Origin of the sequence: Blautia sp. NSJ-175, assembly GCF_022867815.1 — a bacterium.
GTDB classification, from domain to species: domain Bacteria; phylum Bacillota; class Clostridia; order Lachnospirales; family Lachnospiraceae; genus Blautia; species Blautia celeris.
In genome coordinates this window covers 1-14,734 of the sequence record NZ_JALIFQ010000004.1, presented here as the reverse complement: position 1 = coordinate 14,734, position 14,734 = coordinate 1, and the positions used below count along the sequence as shown (strand labels likewise).

The 14,734-nt window shown below is 48.0% G+C and carries 15 protein-coding genes; 4 read left to right on the top strand and 11 right to left on the bottom strand.

The window, feature by feature from the left end; translation table 11 throughout:
• Positions 1-48: 48 nt before the first annotated feature.
• Genes MUB35_RS07560 through MUB35_RS07550 form a run of 3 tightly spaced genes read left to right on the top strand, consistent with a single transcriptional unit; the run spans position 49 to position 2,468 of the window.
• Positions 49-963, top strand: coding sequence for an ABC transporter ATP-binding protein (locus MUB35_RS07560; protein ID WP_033143259.1), 915 nt, complete (start codon positions 49-51; stop codon positions 961-963).
• A complete protein-coding gene (locus MUB35_RS07555) occupies positions 960-1,733 on the top strand; it encodes an ABC transporter permease (RefSeq protein ID WP_244805981.1) in 774 nt (257 codons plus the stop codon). The genes MUB35_RS07560 and MUB35_RS07555 overlap by 4 nt, the downstream gene beginning before the upstream one ends.
• Positions 1,734-1,736: 3 nt before the next feature.
• Positions 1,737-2,468: an ABC transporter permease gene (locus MUB35_RS07550; protein ID WP_103732555.1), complete on the top strand. Its 732-nt coding sequence runs from the start codon at positions 1,737-1,739 to the stop codon at positions 2,466-2,468.
• 3 nt (positions 2,469-2,471) lie between these two features.
• Here MUB35_RS07550 and MUB35_RS07545 read toward each other — a convergent pair whose 3' ends face one another.
• The 9 genes from MUB35_RS07545 to MUB35_RS07505 all read right to left on the bottom strand — a co-directional run bounded on the left by MUB35_RS07545 (position 2,472) and on the right by MUB35_RS07505 (position 11,552).
• A complete protein-coding gene (locus MUB35_RS07545; protein ID WP_244805980.1) occupies positions 2,472-4,037 on the bottom strand; it encodes a hypothetical protein in 1,566 nt (521 codons plus the stop codon).
• The gene (locus tag MUB35_RS07540) at positions 4,024-4,743 is read right to left on the bottom strand and encodes an ABC transporter ATP-binding protein (protein WP_103732557.1); all 720 of its coding nucleotides are present in this window, start codon (positions 4,741-4,743) and stop codon (positions 4,024-4,026) included. The genes MUB35_RS07545 and MUB35_RS07540 overlap by 14 nt, the downstream gene beginning before the upstream one ends.
• A gap of 26 nt (positions 4,744-4,769) precedes the next feature.
• Positions 4,770-5,306: a helix-turn-helix domain-containing protein gene (locus tag MUB35_RS07535; protein ID WP_054350833.1), complete on the bottom strand. Its 537-nt coding sequence runs from the start codon at positions 5,304-5,306 to the stop codon at positions 4,770-4,772.
• Positions 5,307-5,614: 308 nt separating this feature from the next.
• The gene (locus MUB35_RS07530) at positions 5,615-6,094 is read right to left on the bottom strand and encodes an MGMT family protein (protein ID WP_227211899.1); all 480 of its coding nucleotides are present in this window, start codon (positions 6,092-6,094) and stop codon (positions 5,615-5,617) included.
• A gap of 68 nt (positions 6,095-6,162) precedes the next feature.
• Complete coding sequence (locus tag MUB35_RS07525; RefSeq protein ID WP_227211897.1) at positions 6,163-6,798, bottom strand: GyrI-like domain-containing protein; 636 nt, start codon at positions 6,796-6,798, stop codon at positions 6,163-6,165.
• 132 nt (positions 6,799-6,930) lie between these two features.
• Positions 6,931-8,109: a DUF6070 family protein gene (locus MUB35_RS07520; protein WP_103731876.1), complete on the bottom strand. Its 1,179-nt coding sequence runs from the start codon at positions 8,107-8,109 to the stop codon at positions 6,931-6,933.
• A gap of 184 nt (positions 8,110-8,293) precedes the next feature.
• The gene (locus MUB35_RS07515; RefSeq protein ID WP_033143251.1) at positions 8,294-10,381 is read right to left on the bottom strand and encodes an SdrD B-like domain-containing protein; all 2,088 of its coding nucleotides are present in this window, start codon (positions 10,379-10,381) and stop codon (positions 8,294-8,296) included.
• Positions 10,381-10,689, bottom strand: a complete 309-nt coding sequence (locus MUB35_RS07510) for a hypothetical protein (protein ID WP_033143250.1) — start codon at positions 10,687-10,689, stop codon at positions 10,381-10,383. Before MUB35_RS07510 ends, MUB35_RS07515 begins: the two co-directional genes overlap by 1 nt.
• A gap of 329 nt (positions 10,690-11,018) precedes the next feature.
• The gene (locus MUB35_RS07505; protein ID WP_244805979.1) at positions 11,019-11,552 is read right to left on the bottom strand and encodes a hypothetical protein; all 534 of its coding nucleotides are present in this window, start codon (positions 11,550-11,552) and stop codon (positions 11,019-11,021) included.
• A gap of 160 nt (positions 11,553-11,712) precedes the next feature.
• On the opposite strand from MUB35_RS07505, the gene MUB35_RS07500 reads away from it, so the two are divergent.
• Positions 11,713-11,922 carry a hypothetical protein gene (locus tag MUB35_RS07500; protein ID WP_199687227.1) on the top strand — a complete coding sequence of 70 codons (210 nt, stop codon included), beginning with the start codon at positions 11,713-11,715 and terminating at the stop codon, positions 11,920-11,922.
• 5 nt (positions 11,923-11,927) lie between these two features.
• Here the strand turns inward: MUB35_RS07500 and MUB35_RS07495 are convergent, their stop codons facing one another.
• Positions 11,928-13,508: a hypothetical protein gene (locus tag MUB35_RS07495; RefSeq protein ID WP_244805978.1), complete on the bottom strand. Its 1,581-nt coding sequence runs from the start codon at positions 13,506-13,508 to the stop codon at positions 11,928-11,930.
• Positions 13,501-14,103, bottom strand: a complete 603-nt coding sequence (locus MUB35_RS07490; RefSeq protein WP_244805977.1) for an ATP-binding cassette domain-containing protein — start codon at positions 14,101-14,103, stop codon at positions 13,501-13,503. The genes MUB35_RS07495 and MUB35_RS07490 overlap by 8 nt, the downstream gene beginning before the upstream one ends.
• Between the last annotated feature and the right edge of the window lie 631 nt (positions 14,104-14,734).

The window sequence follows — 14,734 nt, the reverse complement described above, 5'->3', positions numbered from 1 at the left end:
CTGTAACATGAATGCAGAAATCAGAAAAGATAAAAAGGAGGCAGAAATATGGGAATTGTCATTGAAACATCATCCCTTACAAAACAATATGGTAAAAAACAGGTGGTAAAAGACCTGGACTTAAAAGTCCCCGGGGGCAGTATCTACGGATTCCTCGGCCCAAACGGCGCCGGCAAATCCACCACCATGAAAATGATCCTGGGCCTGGCAAAGCCCACTTCCGGTACGGTAACAGTCCTTGGAAAAACGGTGAACAGCAGGAACCGCCTCTCAATCCTGAAGGATACCGGCTCCCTCATAGAATCCCCTTCCTATTACGGACATCTGAGCGGCAGGGAAAATCTGCAGGTCATCTGCACTCTGAAACAGGTCCCGGAAAGTGCCATCGACGAGGTTCTGCAGACAGTGCGCATGGAAAAACAGCAGAACAAAAAAGTGGGTCAGTATTCCCTGGGCATGAAACAGCGTCTGGGACTGGCAGCCGCCCTGCTGGGCCATCCCCGCATCCTGCTTCTGGATGAACCCACAAACGGCCTTGACCCGGCCGGCATCCAGGAGATGCGTGAGCTGATCTGTACCCTCCCGTCACGTTACGGCATGACCGTACTTGTGTCCAGCCATCTCCTCTCGGAAATTGACCAAATGGCAACCTATGTGGGTATCATCAGCAAAGGCTCCCTGGTCTTTCAGGATAAACTGGCCAGCCTCCACGAACACAGCAAGGCCCGCATGAAGCTGCGCACCACAGATGACCGGCAGTCCTTCCTGTCCCTGAAGCATTCCGGACTTCCGGTGGAGATTGAAAAAGAGAATCTGTATCTCTTATCTGACAGAGACGAGGATATTCTTCACGCCGGAACTATTCTGTCTGAAAACAAACTGGGGATTCTTCGTCTGGAGGAGCAGCAGAAAAGCCTGGAGGATATTTTCCTCAATCTTACGGGAAGGAGCATCAGTCTATGAGTAAAATAAAAAGTGGTATCAGCAGTTCCTTTACTGCTGAACAGCAAAAACAGCGCCGCCGCAGAATCTGGATTGTCCCCCTGGGTTTTCTTGTCATTCTGTTTCTATGGGCCTTTATAGGGAAACGCTCTTTATCCGCAGAAGATCTGGCTAGGGGATATTCCTATACCCTGTATCAGTTTCCGCTTCTGAATGTAGTGCTGGTACCGGTTATGACAGCCGTTATTGCCAGCCGGCTGTGTGATATGGAGATCAAGGGAAATACACTGAAACTGCTCTGCACCCTTCAGAAGCGAAGCAGCTTTTACGACTGGAAATTCATCCACGAACTGAAATATCTGCTGATTTTCACCATAGGCGAAGGAATCCTGGTTCCCCTCATAGGCATGTTCTGCCATTTTACACAGAAACTGCCTCTGTCCCTGGTATTTCTGCATGTGGGAACCACCACACTGGTGAGCCTTGTACTTCTGACGCTGCAGCATTTTCTGTCCCTGATGTCGTCCAACCAGATTTTACCCCTGCTTGTGGGGCTTATCGGATCGTTTCTGGGGCTGTTCTCCATGTTTTTTCCGCCCAGAGCGGCGCGGTTTATCCTCTGGGGGTATTTCTCGGCCTTTTCCCCCTACGGCATGGATTACGACAGCCAGACCCGTGTGATGTCTTTTTACAGAATTCCCTTTCCGACGGAAACCTTTGTGCTGTTTATATTGTTCGGCCTGTTATTCTTTGTGGTCTGCCGGACTGTCTTTGTAAAAAAGGAGGTGTAAGATATGTTACGATTGTGCGTCAAAGCGGAAAATAAAAAGCTGCGCCATTCTGTTATATGGGCAGCCTGTATTCTGATTCCCATCATTCCGGCTATTATGGGAACCTTCAATTATCAGCAGAACCTGGGCATCCTCACCGGAAAATGGTATTCCCTGTGGTCCCAGCTTTCTCTGTTTTATGCCAGTTTCTTCTATGCGCCCCTGATCGCCCTGTACTGTTCCTATCTCTGGCGTCTGGAACACCTGAATCACAACTGGAATGTACTTATGACCGCGCCGGTCTCCATTCCCAATATCTTCTTTTCCAAGCTGGCAGTCATCTTTAAGGTGACACTCATCACCCAGATATGGCTGGCTGTGCTCTTTCTTCTCTGCGGAAAACTTATCGGGCTTCCCGGGTGGGTTCCCTCCCAGATCCTCGTCTGGATCCTGCGCGGAACTCTGGCGGCTATGGCGATCGGCGCTCTGCAGCTGCTGCTTTCCATGTGTATCCGAAGCTTCTCGGTCCCCATCGGGATTGCCTTGGCAGGAGGCGTGGCAGGACTTGTGATCAGCAACAAGGGGCTTGGCCTGTACTGGCCGTATGCCCTGATGCTCATGGGAATGAACTCCAATAAAAATGAAGATACACTGGCAGGTCATTCCCTCTCCTTCTTCCTGAGCGTCCTTCTCTTTTTCCTGGCCTTTTCCGGCATCAGCATTCTGCTGCTGAAAAAGAGAGATGTAAAAGCATAACCGCTAAATCTTTGCTTTCCTGATCTGTCCCCAGAGCCCCCAGGCTCCCAGCAGGATCACCGCAGTCATAACACCGGTAAGCAGGCCTGCGTCTATCTGATGCAGTGCCAGAACAGCCAGAATAGGGATCATGCCTCCCACAAGGCCGCCCAGCGTTCCCGCCATGGCCGGCAGGCTCTGCTTCACCAGTGCTGTCTCAGATGTCCAGTTATAATCCGGCATCTTCAGATTTATGAACATTCCCCAGAGGGAATTAAAAAGCGCGCACACCACAGGGGTGACAAACATCAGTATCCTCATGGATAATACCATGGGGAAGCGGATATTGATGATCAGTGCTGCCAGAAGCGCTGCCGGAATCTGCAGCGTAAGGTTCATCAGGATCTTGCTCTTGCATATGGTGATATCCTCAATGGGCATGGATTTCAGTATCCATAGATTTTTCCCTTCCAGTGAAAGGGAAACACAGGTAGTACAGCTCATGGATATCAGGGCACTGATGGCAAAGGGCAGAATCCTGGCTGCCATTTCTGCCATGTTGGGAATTCCCGTCATCTGGTCAAGCTGGTCAAACCTTACAAAGATCAGGGCAATGGCCAAAACAAGAGTCATCAGGCACCCCATCCCCATATTCAGGCAGTAGATCGTGGAGGAAAAGAAGCGTTTCAGCTCTTTTTTATAGAGGGCGTGGATCTGAGATGATGCCTTCAGCTCCGTCAGTTTATAATTGGAACGGGTATGGTATGTCACCAGTGAGGTGTTCAGCTTTTTGTAAACCGGGGATATGAGCTTTACAAAGAGATAAAACCATAACAGGGACCCCGCCAGAAAAGCTGCCATGGCTGCCGCATTTCCCCTGGCTATGCCCTGGAAAAACAGGGCTGCCGGTGGGTAAATCCTGTGCACCTGCGTAAGTATCATTTCACTGATGGAATGTATTTCAGGCATATCAATAGTCTCTGCAAACTGTCCCATTCCCACAGACAGCACCAGCACTGCCAGTGTTCCGATCACGGAAACCACCGTGACCACGGCATTTGCATACTTAAACCTGGATGAAAAAAGTATGATGAGCGTTCCCAAAAGAGCCGCAAGTGTGGTGGGGATCAGCGGAGCCGCCAGGATTCCCAGTATCCACTCCGGATAAAATATTATCCCCGGTGCTGCCCAAACCGCATACCCAATCCCCATGGGAATCAGAATAACGGCTGTCAGCATCAGATTCAGGACATACATGGTCATAAACCGGCTGGCGATCACCGTGCTGGTCTTAACCGGCAGGGACATCACCATATCATATTCTTTATAGGCAAACAGTACGCCGTTTGTCTTGAGTGCCGTAAAAAACAGAGTGATCAGCCCGGTAATGGCAAGGCCGTAGCTTGGGATCACCTCAGCCATTCCCATGCTTCCCAACCCGTAGGAAAGCATATAGGCATAGAAGACAAGCATGAGCAGGACAATCCCAATGGCAAAGGAAGTCATTTTTCTTCCTCTGGACTTCAGGCTCCTTCCGAACTCATTTCTCATCTGCGTCTTAAAAAGCAGCCAGCATTTACTCTTTGTCATGGTCGATCACCTCCAGGAACAGGCTTTCCAGAGATTCATCCTGGGTCAGCTCGGCAGTGCTGCCTGCAACCATCAGATTTCCGTTTTTGATGATAGCAATCTTATTACAGAGTTTTTCCGCCACATCCAGGACATGGGTGGAGAAAAAGATGGCACTGCCGTTCTCACACATCTCATGCATGACTTCCTTTAATGTATGGGTTGCCTTGGGGTCAAGCCCTACGAAAGGCTCATCCAGTACCATAAGCTTTGGTTTGTGGATCAGAGCGGAGATGATGGCAGTCTTCTGTTTCATACCATGGGAATAGGAAGAGATCAAATCCCCCAGGCTGCTGGTGATCTCCAGCATATCACCGTATTTCTGGATCAGTTCCTTCCTCTCTGCTGCAGGGACCCCGTAGATATCACCGATGAAATTCAGATACTGGATGCCTGTCAGGTGTTCGTACAGATCCGGATTATCCGGAATATATGCCAATATCTGCTTACACTCCACCGGAGACTTTCTGATATCCCTGCCGTCAATGAGGATCTCCCCTTCCTCAAACTCCAGAACCCCTACGACTGCTTTTATAGTGGTACTCTTGCCGGCTCCGTTATGGCCGATAAATCCATAGATATCTCCGGCTTCCACATGCAGATTCAGACCGCTGACTGCACGTTTTCCGCCTTTGTAGGTTTTTGTAAAATTTCTGATCTCTAACATTTTCTTTCCTCCCGGCCTGAGCCTTCTTACTTTTTCTTTTCCTCTGTTACCGGGGATGAAATCAGGGTGAGCTTTCTCGGCTTCCTTTTTCCATCCGGCTGGTTATTCATGACGCTGCTGTACAGCTCACCCAGTTTCCCGAAAAACTCCTGAAATTCTTCGTCTGACAGGAGAAAAACCGCGGATGTCAGTGATACCATATCCTTCTGCGGGTCCGCATCCTCCCGCTTCAGATACCGCTGAAATTCTCCCATAATACTCAGAAGAGAGCTGTGTATGAGCTGCGCTATCTCCTCTTTCCCCGGCTCTCTGCCGCCCATGGGATTCTCCTGATTGAGCTTATAGACCTTCTCCACGGTTCCCCGTTTTTTATTTTCCTGCACTACCTGTATCAGGCCCGCGTCCTCCAACATTTTCATATGCCTGTACAGGCTGGCCTTCGGCACATCACTCAGTTCCTCCCCAATCTGCGCTGTCGTCCCCTGCTCATGAAGAATGAGGTACTGGGCAATCCGTATTCTCACCGGATTCATGACGATCTTCGCCAGGTCTGTTCCTTCCATTTGCCACACCTCCTGTTATTCTATACTGCGGCTTAACGTTTTCAATTTATATAATATTCTCATTTTTGATAATAATACACTTCCGGAGATTTGTCAACACAAAAAACGCACCGCAGAGGGTGCGTCTTTCGATTCGTTACTTATTCACAGCCCTGCAAAAAGCGCAGTTCTGTGAACAGTAACACGCTTCGCGATGCACAGATATGGAGCATTCTGCCCCATATCGCGCTGGCTGCCTCGGGCTTTTCATGCCTTTGGCCTGAAAACACCTCGCGGAACAGTGGCCGTGAATAGTAACTTCGATTCTTCTATGTCAGGGGAAACAATGACTTTTCAAAATCTCTCACATAATATTTTATGTTCGTTCTCCCCTTCCGGGCAATGACATGCCCTTCCGCCTCCAGTTTTATTTTCTGTGCCTCCACGCCTCCCGGATACTTGGGATTCAGTTCACCGCCTGCCTTCAGAGTCCGCCAGTAAGGCGTGATATCCTCTGTTCTCTGATGGCTGGCCCAGGCCGCTATGGATACGAAGATGCCGGCTGTGATAGGGTCTGTAAAATCAGCACCATTGCTCCTCGCAAAGTAACTGCGGATCTCCCCCACTGTGGTCAGCCTTCCCTCCGGTATCCGTTTCATAACTTCATCGTAATGAACCGGCGGTGCAAAATACATTCTGCTGCCTCCGTACTTCTGTATGGTTTTTTCATCCGTCACAATCTGTACCTTCGGCATATCTGTGTCTTTGTGAAGCATGGCATTGAAATCCTTCTTGTCTTCATTCGCCATATAAAACACCTCCTTTATGCTCTAAGGATACCCGCTTCCGGATAAATATGCAATGAGACGGTTTTGATTTATACCGTATACCGCAGAATTGTTTTCATTTTTTCCGGCGCTGTACGGCTCATATCTTTCAAATAGATTTCCCTGTGTGTCTTACTGCGCCTTTTTAAATGCATTTCCTCCAGAAAAAGGTCCATCTTTCGGAAAGACTCCGGCTCATCATCAAACAAACCCGTGTGAAGGATCTGTACGCACCTGCCCTCCTCACAGATTTCCCAGGTGATCTCATCCAGCAGCGGATTTGGTTTCTTCTTTTTCACCGCTGCAAGAGCCGCCTCATACATCTCCTCTGTAATGCAGTCCGGCTGCCGTATCATGATCGTGTAGCACAAATGCTCCTTGTCCTCCAGCACATGTGCGTCCGCTCCCGTCTCTTCCTCCATATCCCAGACTCCCTCAAGCGGGTATACGGCAAATTCTTCCATATCTGCATCCCTGTTTCCCATGCCTTTATGCTCTGCCTTATACCGCATTTTTATACTGTAAGCCAGAGAATAAAGAGCTCCCACACGATTTGAAAAGTCCTCATGGTTCGGATTTCCTTTTCCGCTTATCATAAGGAATCTCTGTGCCGGAACACAAACTTCCTCCGGCATTTCCCCCGGGCTGTATAATTTCTTTTCCTGTTTTCTCCAATCATATTTCATAACTTTTCCTCCTGGACTGCTTCTGCGTTCTGCCGGTTGTCCGGCTGCCTTTTTCTGTTTTCTGCATCTATATTACAAGTATAGCACGCAAACGCGACATCTATCTGTCATGTTCAAAAAGACCGCTGCATTTTACTGCCCCTTCTGCACATCCCCATAATACTTCTCCCATTCCTCCTCCGTAAACCTGGCCGTATATGCGGGAATCCTATTCTCCTCTGACGGAAGAATATGATTGGATACATACTGCCACTGCCCGTCTTCCAGCAGCCGCACAGTGACTTCATGGGAATAGGCCCGGTCCAGGTTCTCTTCCGCCCATACTGCGTCCGTCACAAGCGTCAGCGTCCCGTCCTCATTTTCCCGATACGCTGTCACCTCAGGATATGGCATATCGCTGAAAGAATACTCATACCATCCCCTCTTATGCCATAAATATTCCTCTGTCTCACGGTCAAACGGTTCCCTCTCCCTGAGCACATCCGCCGGTATCCTGAAATAAGACACAATCACATTTTCCAATGACTCCGCCGGTACCCTGCGGGTATCCAGTGAGACATTCAACAGCTCTCCATATTTCAACTGATACAGCGGCTCATACAAATCAAAAAAATCCAGCTCCCCATAGTCCTCCTCACTCCATTCTGTCAGGAACATATTATTTCCCTTATATCCTATGGGCATCAGATATTTCAGACCGTATGCCCTGCATTTTTCATCCAGCGGCTTTATCCGTACCGCATCGTGTCCCAGGGGACCGTCATACCCCTCCGGAAGATCTTTCTCATAGAGCAGATATCCCTTCTGTGTATACGCCCAAAATGCCGCCTCATAAGAATCCGCTTCTTTTATCTCCGGCTTCTCCCCCTGCCAGTCGAGTGCTGTCTTTCTCACTTCAAGCTTTTTCTCCTCCGCGGCAAAATCTATACGCAGCAGTTCTCCGCTTTTCCGGATCTGGATCAAAAAAGCAGACACCTTCTCCCCATTCTCTGCCTTCTCACAAAATTCTTCCATAATTTCCGGATTCTCCATATTGATCTGATTCTCCATATCCACGACTGCAAATCCTGCGCTTCCTATACACGCTGCCATCTTCTCTCTTGTCCCTATCTCCATCCATTCATCTGCGTTTTCTGCCTCTGTGTATATTTCCCTATACTCTTCCAGTACGTTTTCAGGGAGAAATTCAGCCTTCTCATTCTTCTGCCCCCTGACATTGTCATCCACCAAAAGCTTCCCGCACCCCGCCAAACTTACGCATAAAATAAGAATGAAGAACATCCGGCGCCCTTCGGTTGTTCTGTTTCTCATATACTATCCTCCTTATTATTACATTTGTAAGATTAAAATCCAAAGAAAAATCATGCCTTTTCCGGCACGATTTTCTGGATACTTGTCTAAAGCTTACACTTATATGGCCTCAAAGTCAATAGAAAACATCAGGGGGCAGAAAAAATACTTTCTGCCCCGGTCTTTACATCAAAGCCAACATCGTTTATGCATCCAGGCAGTCATTAAGCTGACAGGACACATTCTGTAATTTTGCCTGAAGTACGATCTCCAGTCTGGAAACCGTCCCGATCATACTTGTCACAGAGCTATTGAGCTTGAATAATTCCTCATTGGTCACGTCTTCCAAATTGATAAACGCCTGCATTTTCTGTCCCTCTGCATTTAGAATGCGGGCAAGGGCGGCTTCCTGCAGCGCAACGGATTCTACCAAATCTACAAGGGCCCGGCATCTGGGTGTCAGAATGCTTATCGTTACGGTGGATGAGTTATTGTCCGGATTGGGGTCCGGTGTGGAAGAGGTCACAACAGCGGTGTTTACAATAGTTCCCGCTGCCTGAGGGCTTACGATTCCCCGGATGAGGATAATCCGGTTTTCTCCCGCTTCAAGGGTGCCAAGACTCAGTCTTCCGCTCCACGGATTGAAAACAGTACCACCATTTACGGAATATTCCGCATCTGTAAGGGATGGGGGTACTGCATCTGTTAAAAGAACATCTTCAGCCGGAGACGGGCCTGCATTTGACACAGTAATGGTATAGGTTAGTTGTGCCCCCTGTCCCGCAGTGCTTTCACTGGCTGTCTTTACCACAGACAGATCCGCCAGCGCCCCCGATATCAATACCGGGACCTCATTGGATTCCACCTGGAAAGCAGCAGGGATTCCGCCCTCCACAGGCGTATAAGAGTAATTAATAGTTGCCCGGTTGATCGTGGGATTCTCTTCCGGTACCGCATTGGCCACTACAGAAAATCTGACCGCTGTGGTCTGGCCGCCGGCAATATCGGGCAGTGAAAATCCCTCCGCCGGGTCTGCCTGCGGAAATGTGGTCCCATTGATGGTCACACTGCCCGGAACGAATGTCAGTCCCTGGGGTACCAAATCACGGAAGAATACATCTGTAAGCGGATTCTCACAGGTATTTGTCAATGTGACGGTATAATCAAAAATTTCTCCGATACCTGCAGCCGAGGTACTGGCAGTCTTCACCGGAACAAATTGGCGTACCTCTATTTCCTGGAATGCCACATCATCAATGGCATAATCATTCCCGATCACCTCGGGGCCTTCACTCAAAAATTCCACTGTGAGACTGGTATTGTTCCCGGAGTTGAGGACTGTACCGAACTGCTTCCATTCCGGTGCATTTACATTTGGCGGAATCAGCAGGCCCAGCGTTGCGCTGTATAAAATATTACCGTTTCTGTCCAGAACCCGCACGCCCAATTCCGGATTGGGATAACCTGTAACCCTGAACAGATTCAGTATCCATGCAGTAAACAGATAGCTGGTGTTTTCCTCAACATCCACCGCGGCACGGAAAAATACAGCGCCGGGGTTGTATCCGTTTACCACCATCATTCGTCCTGTTTCATTGCCTTCCGTATGGTCTGCGATCCGCCACCATGCGCCAATCTGCTCACTTCTGGCATCATTCATAATATTTTCTACTGTATATTCCCCGCCCATAGGCGCAAAAACATCCGGATTCGGCAGCACATAAGTGAAATCCGGCGTCACATCAGGATATGGCTCAACCGGTACTCCTGTATTGGCAGGCGTCCCCGCCGGGAAACTGCCGAAAGTGCCGTTATCCGCGGCTTCAATGAGATTTTCCCCTGATACCACCGCACACAGATCTACAAGTGCCCCAATAGGCGTATAGATCACCGGGCCGTTCAGAAAGTTCTGATTCATCACATCTGCCATGTCCACTGTCACAAACAGAGTATCCGGCGTCACTGAGTCAAGATTGGTTGAACCGACAGGCGGATTCGTCACCGTACTGATGGGCGGGTTCACACCCTGCGGTATGCTTCCTGTCTCCGCATCGGCAAAATCCCCCGGTGATGGAATGCCTCCCTGTGTTCCGTAGGATTCTACCACCCTGTAATTTCCCGGGGGTACATTGATAAAAGAATAATTTCCATTTACATCCGTGAGAACGGTAAGCCTTTCATTGGTGTCCACATTCTGCAAAACAACCGGAATATTGGCAATTCCGGAATCTCCGCTGTTGACAGTTGCACTTCTGTCCCGGTCAAATATCACTCTGCCTGCTACTACTGCCATCAGCTTTCCCCTCCTGTTCCATTCATACTGCTGCTCGTCACAGAAGGACAACGGACAAACAGCTCTAATTTACTCTGGAGTATCAGCTCCAGCCTTGTGACCGCGCCTGTTATGAGTTCCGCAGACCGGTTCATCCTCATCAGGTCCTCCGGAGATGTTCCCTCCATGGAAATAATCGTCTCCATCTTTTCCCCCTCCGCGTTCAGAATGTGGGAAAGTGAAGTTTCCTGCATAGCAACTGATATTATCAAATCTGTTACAGCCTGGTCCAGCGTAGTGTCCCCCGGCATAATAATGGGCATACCCATAAAATATCCCCCCTAAATATTCATATTCTGAGCAAATATCTGCTCATTATTTATATATATGCAGGTACTTGCCTCCAGTTAATAGGACAGGATATTGGACAATAATACATCCTGTACCGTCATCCGAAAACCCGCATATATTAAATACAAATATGCTGCCATTCCGGTGCTGTCCGGTAACTGTCCTGCTGTTTTCCGATGTGCATCTGCATGGAAACGGACTTTAGAGTGAATTTGAAACTTTAATCCTGCCCGCAGTTTATCACTGTCTGCGGAGAATGATTTTCTAATACGCTCTGGCTTTTTTTAATCAGGGAGAAATATATGAATCAAAAAATAGAACCTCTAACTATAGCCAGTTTGGCTGAGGAAATATATGGCACGGATATATCCGCTGCAGATATCTGTAAAATGAATATAAGTGAAATGAATATTTCTGAAATGAATTGCAGGTGTAAAACCGATCGGGACTGTAATTCTAAGGGCTGCTGCAAATCTGACTGCAATTGTGATTCTAAAGTATGCTGCAAGCCCGACTGTAACTGTGATTCTAAGGGTTGCTGCAAATCAGGCAGCAATTGCAAAACCGACTGTGACTGCGATTGCTGCCCCAAGTGCTGCAGTTCCAAATGTGATTGTGAACCCGGGTGCTGCTGCAAGCCCGGCTGTGACTGCAATTCCAAATGCTCCTGCAACCCTGACTGTGACTGCAATTCCAAATGCTGCTGCAATCCTGACTGCGGCTGCAGTTCCAAATGCTCCTGCAGACCCGACTGCGGCTGCAGTTCCAAATGCTCCTGCAACCCTGACTGCAACTGCAGTTCCAAATGCTCCTGCACCACTGACTGCAACTGCAGTTCCAAATGCTCCTGCAGACCCGACTGTGATTGTAACTGTGACTGTGATTCCAGCTGTGACTGTGATTCCAGCTGTGACTGTGATTCCGACTGTGACTGCAACTGCAATTCCTGCTCCGACGCTGCCTGTGCCATCCTGAAGTCAATCGCCAAGACGGAAAATGCTTTGGCCCACATCCTGAATGCAGAAGGTGAAAAACTACAGAAAGCCATCGAACTGGCCGACAACATCTGTGACCTTCTGAAAGTCAATCAATCCGTCCAACAGACTGTCACCAAAGTCACTTTCCTGGAACAGGTACTCTATGCCAAGCTGGAAGCGCTGGAGTGCTGCCGCTTTGATTGTCCCACAGACAACAGCGAACCGGAGTCATAAACACCCTAATTCCTAATCCGAAATGTCCTCCCGGCTACCCGGTAAACCACAATACAGGCCACCACACAGTAAATCAGACAAAAGCAGGTAACGACCGTTCCAAACACCAGCGTACTCATCCTTAAGTTCATGAACATAAAGCAGACAATATAGGTCGCCCAGGTGACAATTTTGTAAGTCCCCCCGACCACCTCTGTCCCCGCATTATAAGGCTGCAGCAGATAATAACAGGTCAGGTAATGCACGGAAAAGAACGCACTCATAGCCATCACTGACACAAACAGCAGCAAATAATTCACAGGATTATCCGTCCCCCCGGAGAAGTACAGCAGCACCGGCAGCCCCACACCGATCACCGACGCGGGCAGCAGATTCACCTTCACGATCTCTCTGAGCCGGATGCGGAACAGCTTCAAAATAAATTCCGGCTTCTTATAAAAAGAGTATGTGAGCATACTGTGGTCACAATTCATAAACAGCGCCTGCGTAAAACTTGTCCCCCGGTTTATCATATACATAATAAACACAAAGTACGGCAGAAACACCATAAGCATCCTGTTGATCTGTTTCCTGATATCCTCGTTTACCTGAAACAGGAACAGAATCCCCACAAACAGAAACAGACAGATAACCGCCTGCCTCTTCACCGATTTCCAGAGGATTTTCTGATGCCTGCGCACAAAAAGCTCATTAAAATACTCAAATCCCTTTCTGCTGCTGGTAATTCCGGTGTCCTGGCTGATAAGCTTACGGTTCTGCTCCTCAACCGCGGCCTTTACTGTTGCTTTATAATCCATACCGTTTCTGAATTTTGCCAGAAGCTGCTGATACAGGGTTCTGTACTCATCGAACCGCCCCATATAAACTGCTGCCCCGCAAGCCGCCGCCACGGAAAGCACCATGAACGCTGCCATAAGCCACATAGGCAGAAGCACTCCCAGATAAGGAAGCCCATAAGCCGCCGCAAGCAGGACTGCTGTCAGTATCCATCCCAGCTTACCGGGAAGATTCTCATCCCTGCTCTCCCCTGTCCTTTTAAAATCAACCAGATAGTTCCAGGCTATCAGCATCTTCACTGACGCGATAAAAAACGGAAAAAGCAGGCAGCACCACAGCGGAATATTTCTCTCCACCCCAAACCAAATGGTAAAAGGCAGAAATCCCAGGATGCACTTTCCCACCGCATAGGCATAGTTCGTCAGTGTATAGGACCTTGCATCCATACGCATTAAGATCATGGCATAATACTTATCATTACTGGGATTGAACATATAGGTATTCATATAAGACCCGACCAGACTCAGAAAGAACAAAATATGTACAAACAGTCTTCCGTCCCCTGTGTTCTCATAGAGCATCCCCAACCCGAATACCATGATCAGAAGATATAAAACCTTCCCCAGAAAAGTTCCCGCGATTTCCCACAGGCCGGACAGTATATTGGCAAATATCTTCAGCCCCCGGCTCCTGTAGAGGCTCTGGGGAAGAATCTTCCTGATAAGGGGAATCTGCTTCAGGGAATAGAGGATCGTGTTCACACGGTATGTATTTTTCAGCGAAAAAGAAATACGAAACGTCCTAATCATTCTCTTCCTCCTTCAGTGCCCGTATGATCTTGTCCTTAAATCCGCCATTATCCAGATTAGACGGATCTACCACTTCCAGCTCTCCATGGTTGAGGATCACGATCTCATCACACAGGTCAAGAGCCAGCTCCATAATATGTGTGGAAAAAATAATGATCCTGTCCTTTTTCAATGAGCGCAGAAGCTGCTTCATCTCCTCAGCCACCACCACATCCAGGGATGTGAGCGGTTCATCCAGAAGCAGAAGCTTTGGCTGTGCGATGATATTGATCAGCATCTGCATCTTATTTTTCATACCATGGGAATAGTCTTTGAGAAGCCTATCCCTGTCCTCCTCATCAATGTTCATAATGGAAAAATACTCATCCAAAGCTTTTATATCCGCAATACTCTTTTCATTGATATCAATAAAAAATTTCAGAAATTCCCTTCCTGTGAGAAATTCCGGGACAGTGGGCGTTGACAGGACATAACCGATATCCTCCGCCGCTAACTCCGCTCTCTCCCCGTTCTCCTGCAGGAAGAAATCCCCTCCGTCTGTCTTCAGGTCCCGGTTCAGACAGTTAAAAAGTGTGGTCTTGCCTGCCTGTGTCAAGTAAGAACCAAAAAAAATATAATAATATTCTTAAAAAAGCACAGCTAATAAGCAAGTTCTATTGCTGATTAGTTCTATTTTTTTAATGGTACACCGCACCATAAACTGGTGCGGCTGAATATTATCTCACCCCTTGTACCATGGGAACATGTAGATTAGGTATAACCACAACCTTCCTGACACTTTACAGCACCCTTACTCACTGTTCATGCCTCCAGCGCTACCTGGACCGTGATTCTATTATTACGGAGGTATCATTATCATTCTGGGTTTTAGACCGCTGGTTATATGGTCCAAGAAAAAGTGCCGCTCATACCTTTACTTCTTCTATTACGATTCCTGACATTTACCTTGTAGTTATATTCAAGGCAGGTATATCGTGGCGCAGCTCATTGCTCTTCTTCATGCTTTTAAGCATGTCCCAAATGTTTAGTATCTCAAAAGATGAATTCCAACATGTCATTTATGTCATAATAAAGTTAGAATGCATCTACCATGCTGATATTCTATTGTCAACGAATCATGAAAGCTTATCTCAGCCTATAATGAAAATAGGATACTGACTCCACTACTTTTTTCACTTCTCTTTTTGCCTTACAATAGTCTTAGGCAGGATTAAGTTTGATTGCAC

Excerpts from the sequence above, each read along its gene's own strand:
- MUB35_RS07560 (WP_033143259.1), top strand. The coding sequence starts at position 49 with ATGGGAATTGTCATTGAAACATCATCCCTTACAAAACAATATGGTAAA.
- MUB35_RS07555 (WP_244805981.1), top strand. The coding sequence starts at position 960 with ATGAGTAAAATAAAAAGTGGTATCAGCAGTTCCTTTACTGCTGAACAG.
- MUB35_RS07550 (WP_103732555.1), top strand. The coding sequence starts at position 1,737 with ATGTTACGATTGTGCGTCAAAGCGGAAAATAAAAAGCTGCGCCATTCT.
- MUB35_RS07545 (WP_244805980.1), bottom strand. The coding sequence starts at position 4,037 with ATGACAAAGAGTAAATGCTGGCTGCTTTTTAAGACGCAGATGAGAAAT.
- MUB35_RS07540 (WP_103732557.1), bottom strand. The coding sequence starts at position 4,743 with ATGTTAGAGATCAGAAATTTTACAAAAACCTACAAAGGCGGAAAACGT.
- MUB35_RS07535 (WP_054350833.1), bottom strand. The coding sequence starts at position 5,306 with ATGGAAGGAACAGACCTGGCGAAGATCGTCATGAATCCGGTGAGAATA.
- MUB35_RS07530 (WP_227211899.1), bottom strand. The coding sequence starts at position 6,094 with ATGGCGAATGAAGACAAGAAGGATTTCAATGCCATGCTTCACAAAGAC.
- MUB35_RS07525 (WP_227211897.1), bottom strand. The coding sequence starts at position 6,798 with ATGAAATATGATTGGAGAAAACAGGAAAAGAAATTATACAGCCCGGGG.
- MUB35_RS07520 (WP_103731876.1), bottom strand. The coding sequence starts at position 8,109 with ATGAGAAACAGAACAACCGAAGGGCGCCGGATGTTCTTCATTCTTATT.
- MUB35_RS07515 (WP_033143251.1), bottom strand. The coding sequence starts at position 10,381 with ATGGCAGTAGTAGCAGGCAGAGTGATATTTGACCGGGACAGAAGTGCA.
- MUB35_RS07510 (WP_033143250.1), bottom strand. The coding sequence starts at position 10,689 with ATGGGTATGCCCATTATTATGCCGGGGGACACTACGCTGGACCAGGCT.
- MUB35_RS07495 (WP_244805978.1), bottom strand. The coding sequence starts at position 13,508 with ATGATTAGGACGTTTCGTATTTCTTTTTCGCTGAAAAATACATACCGT.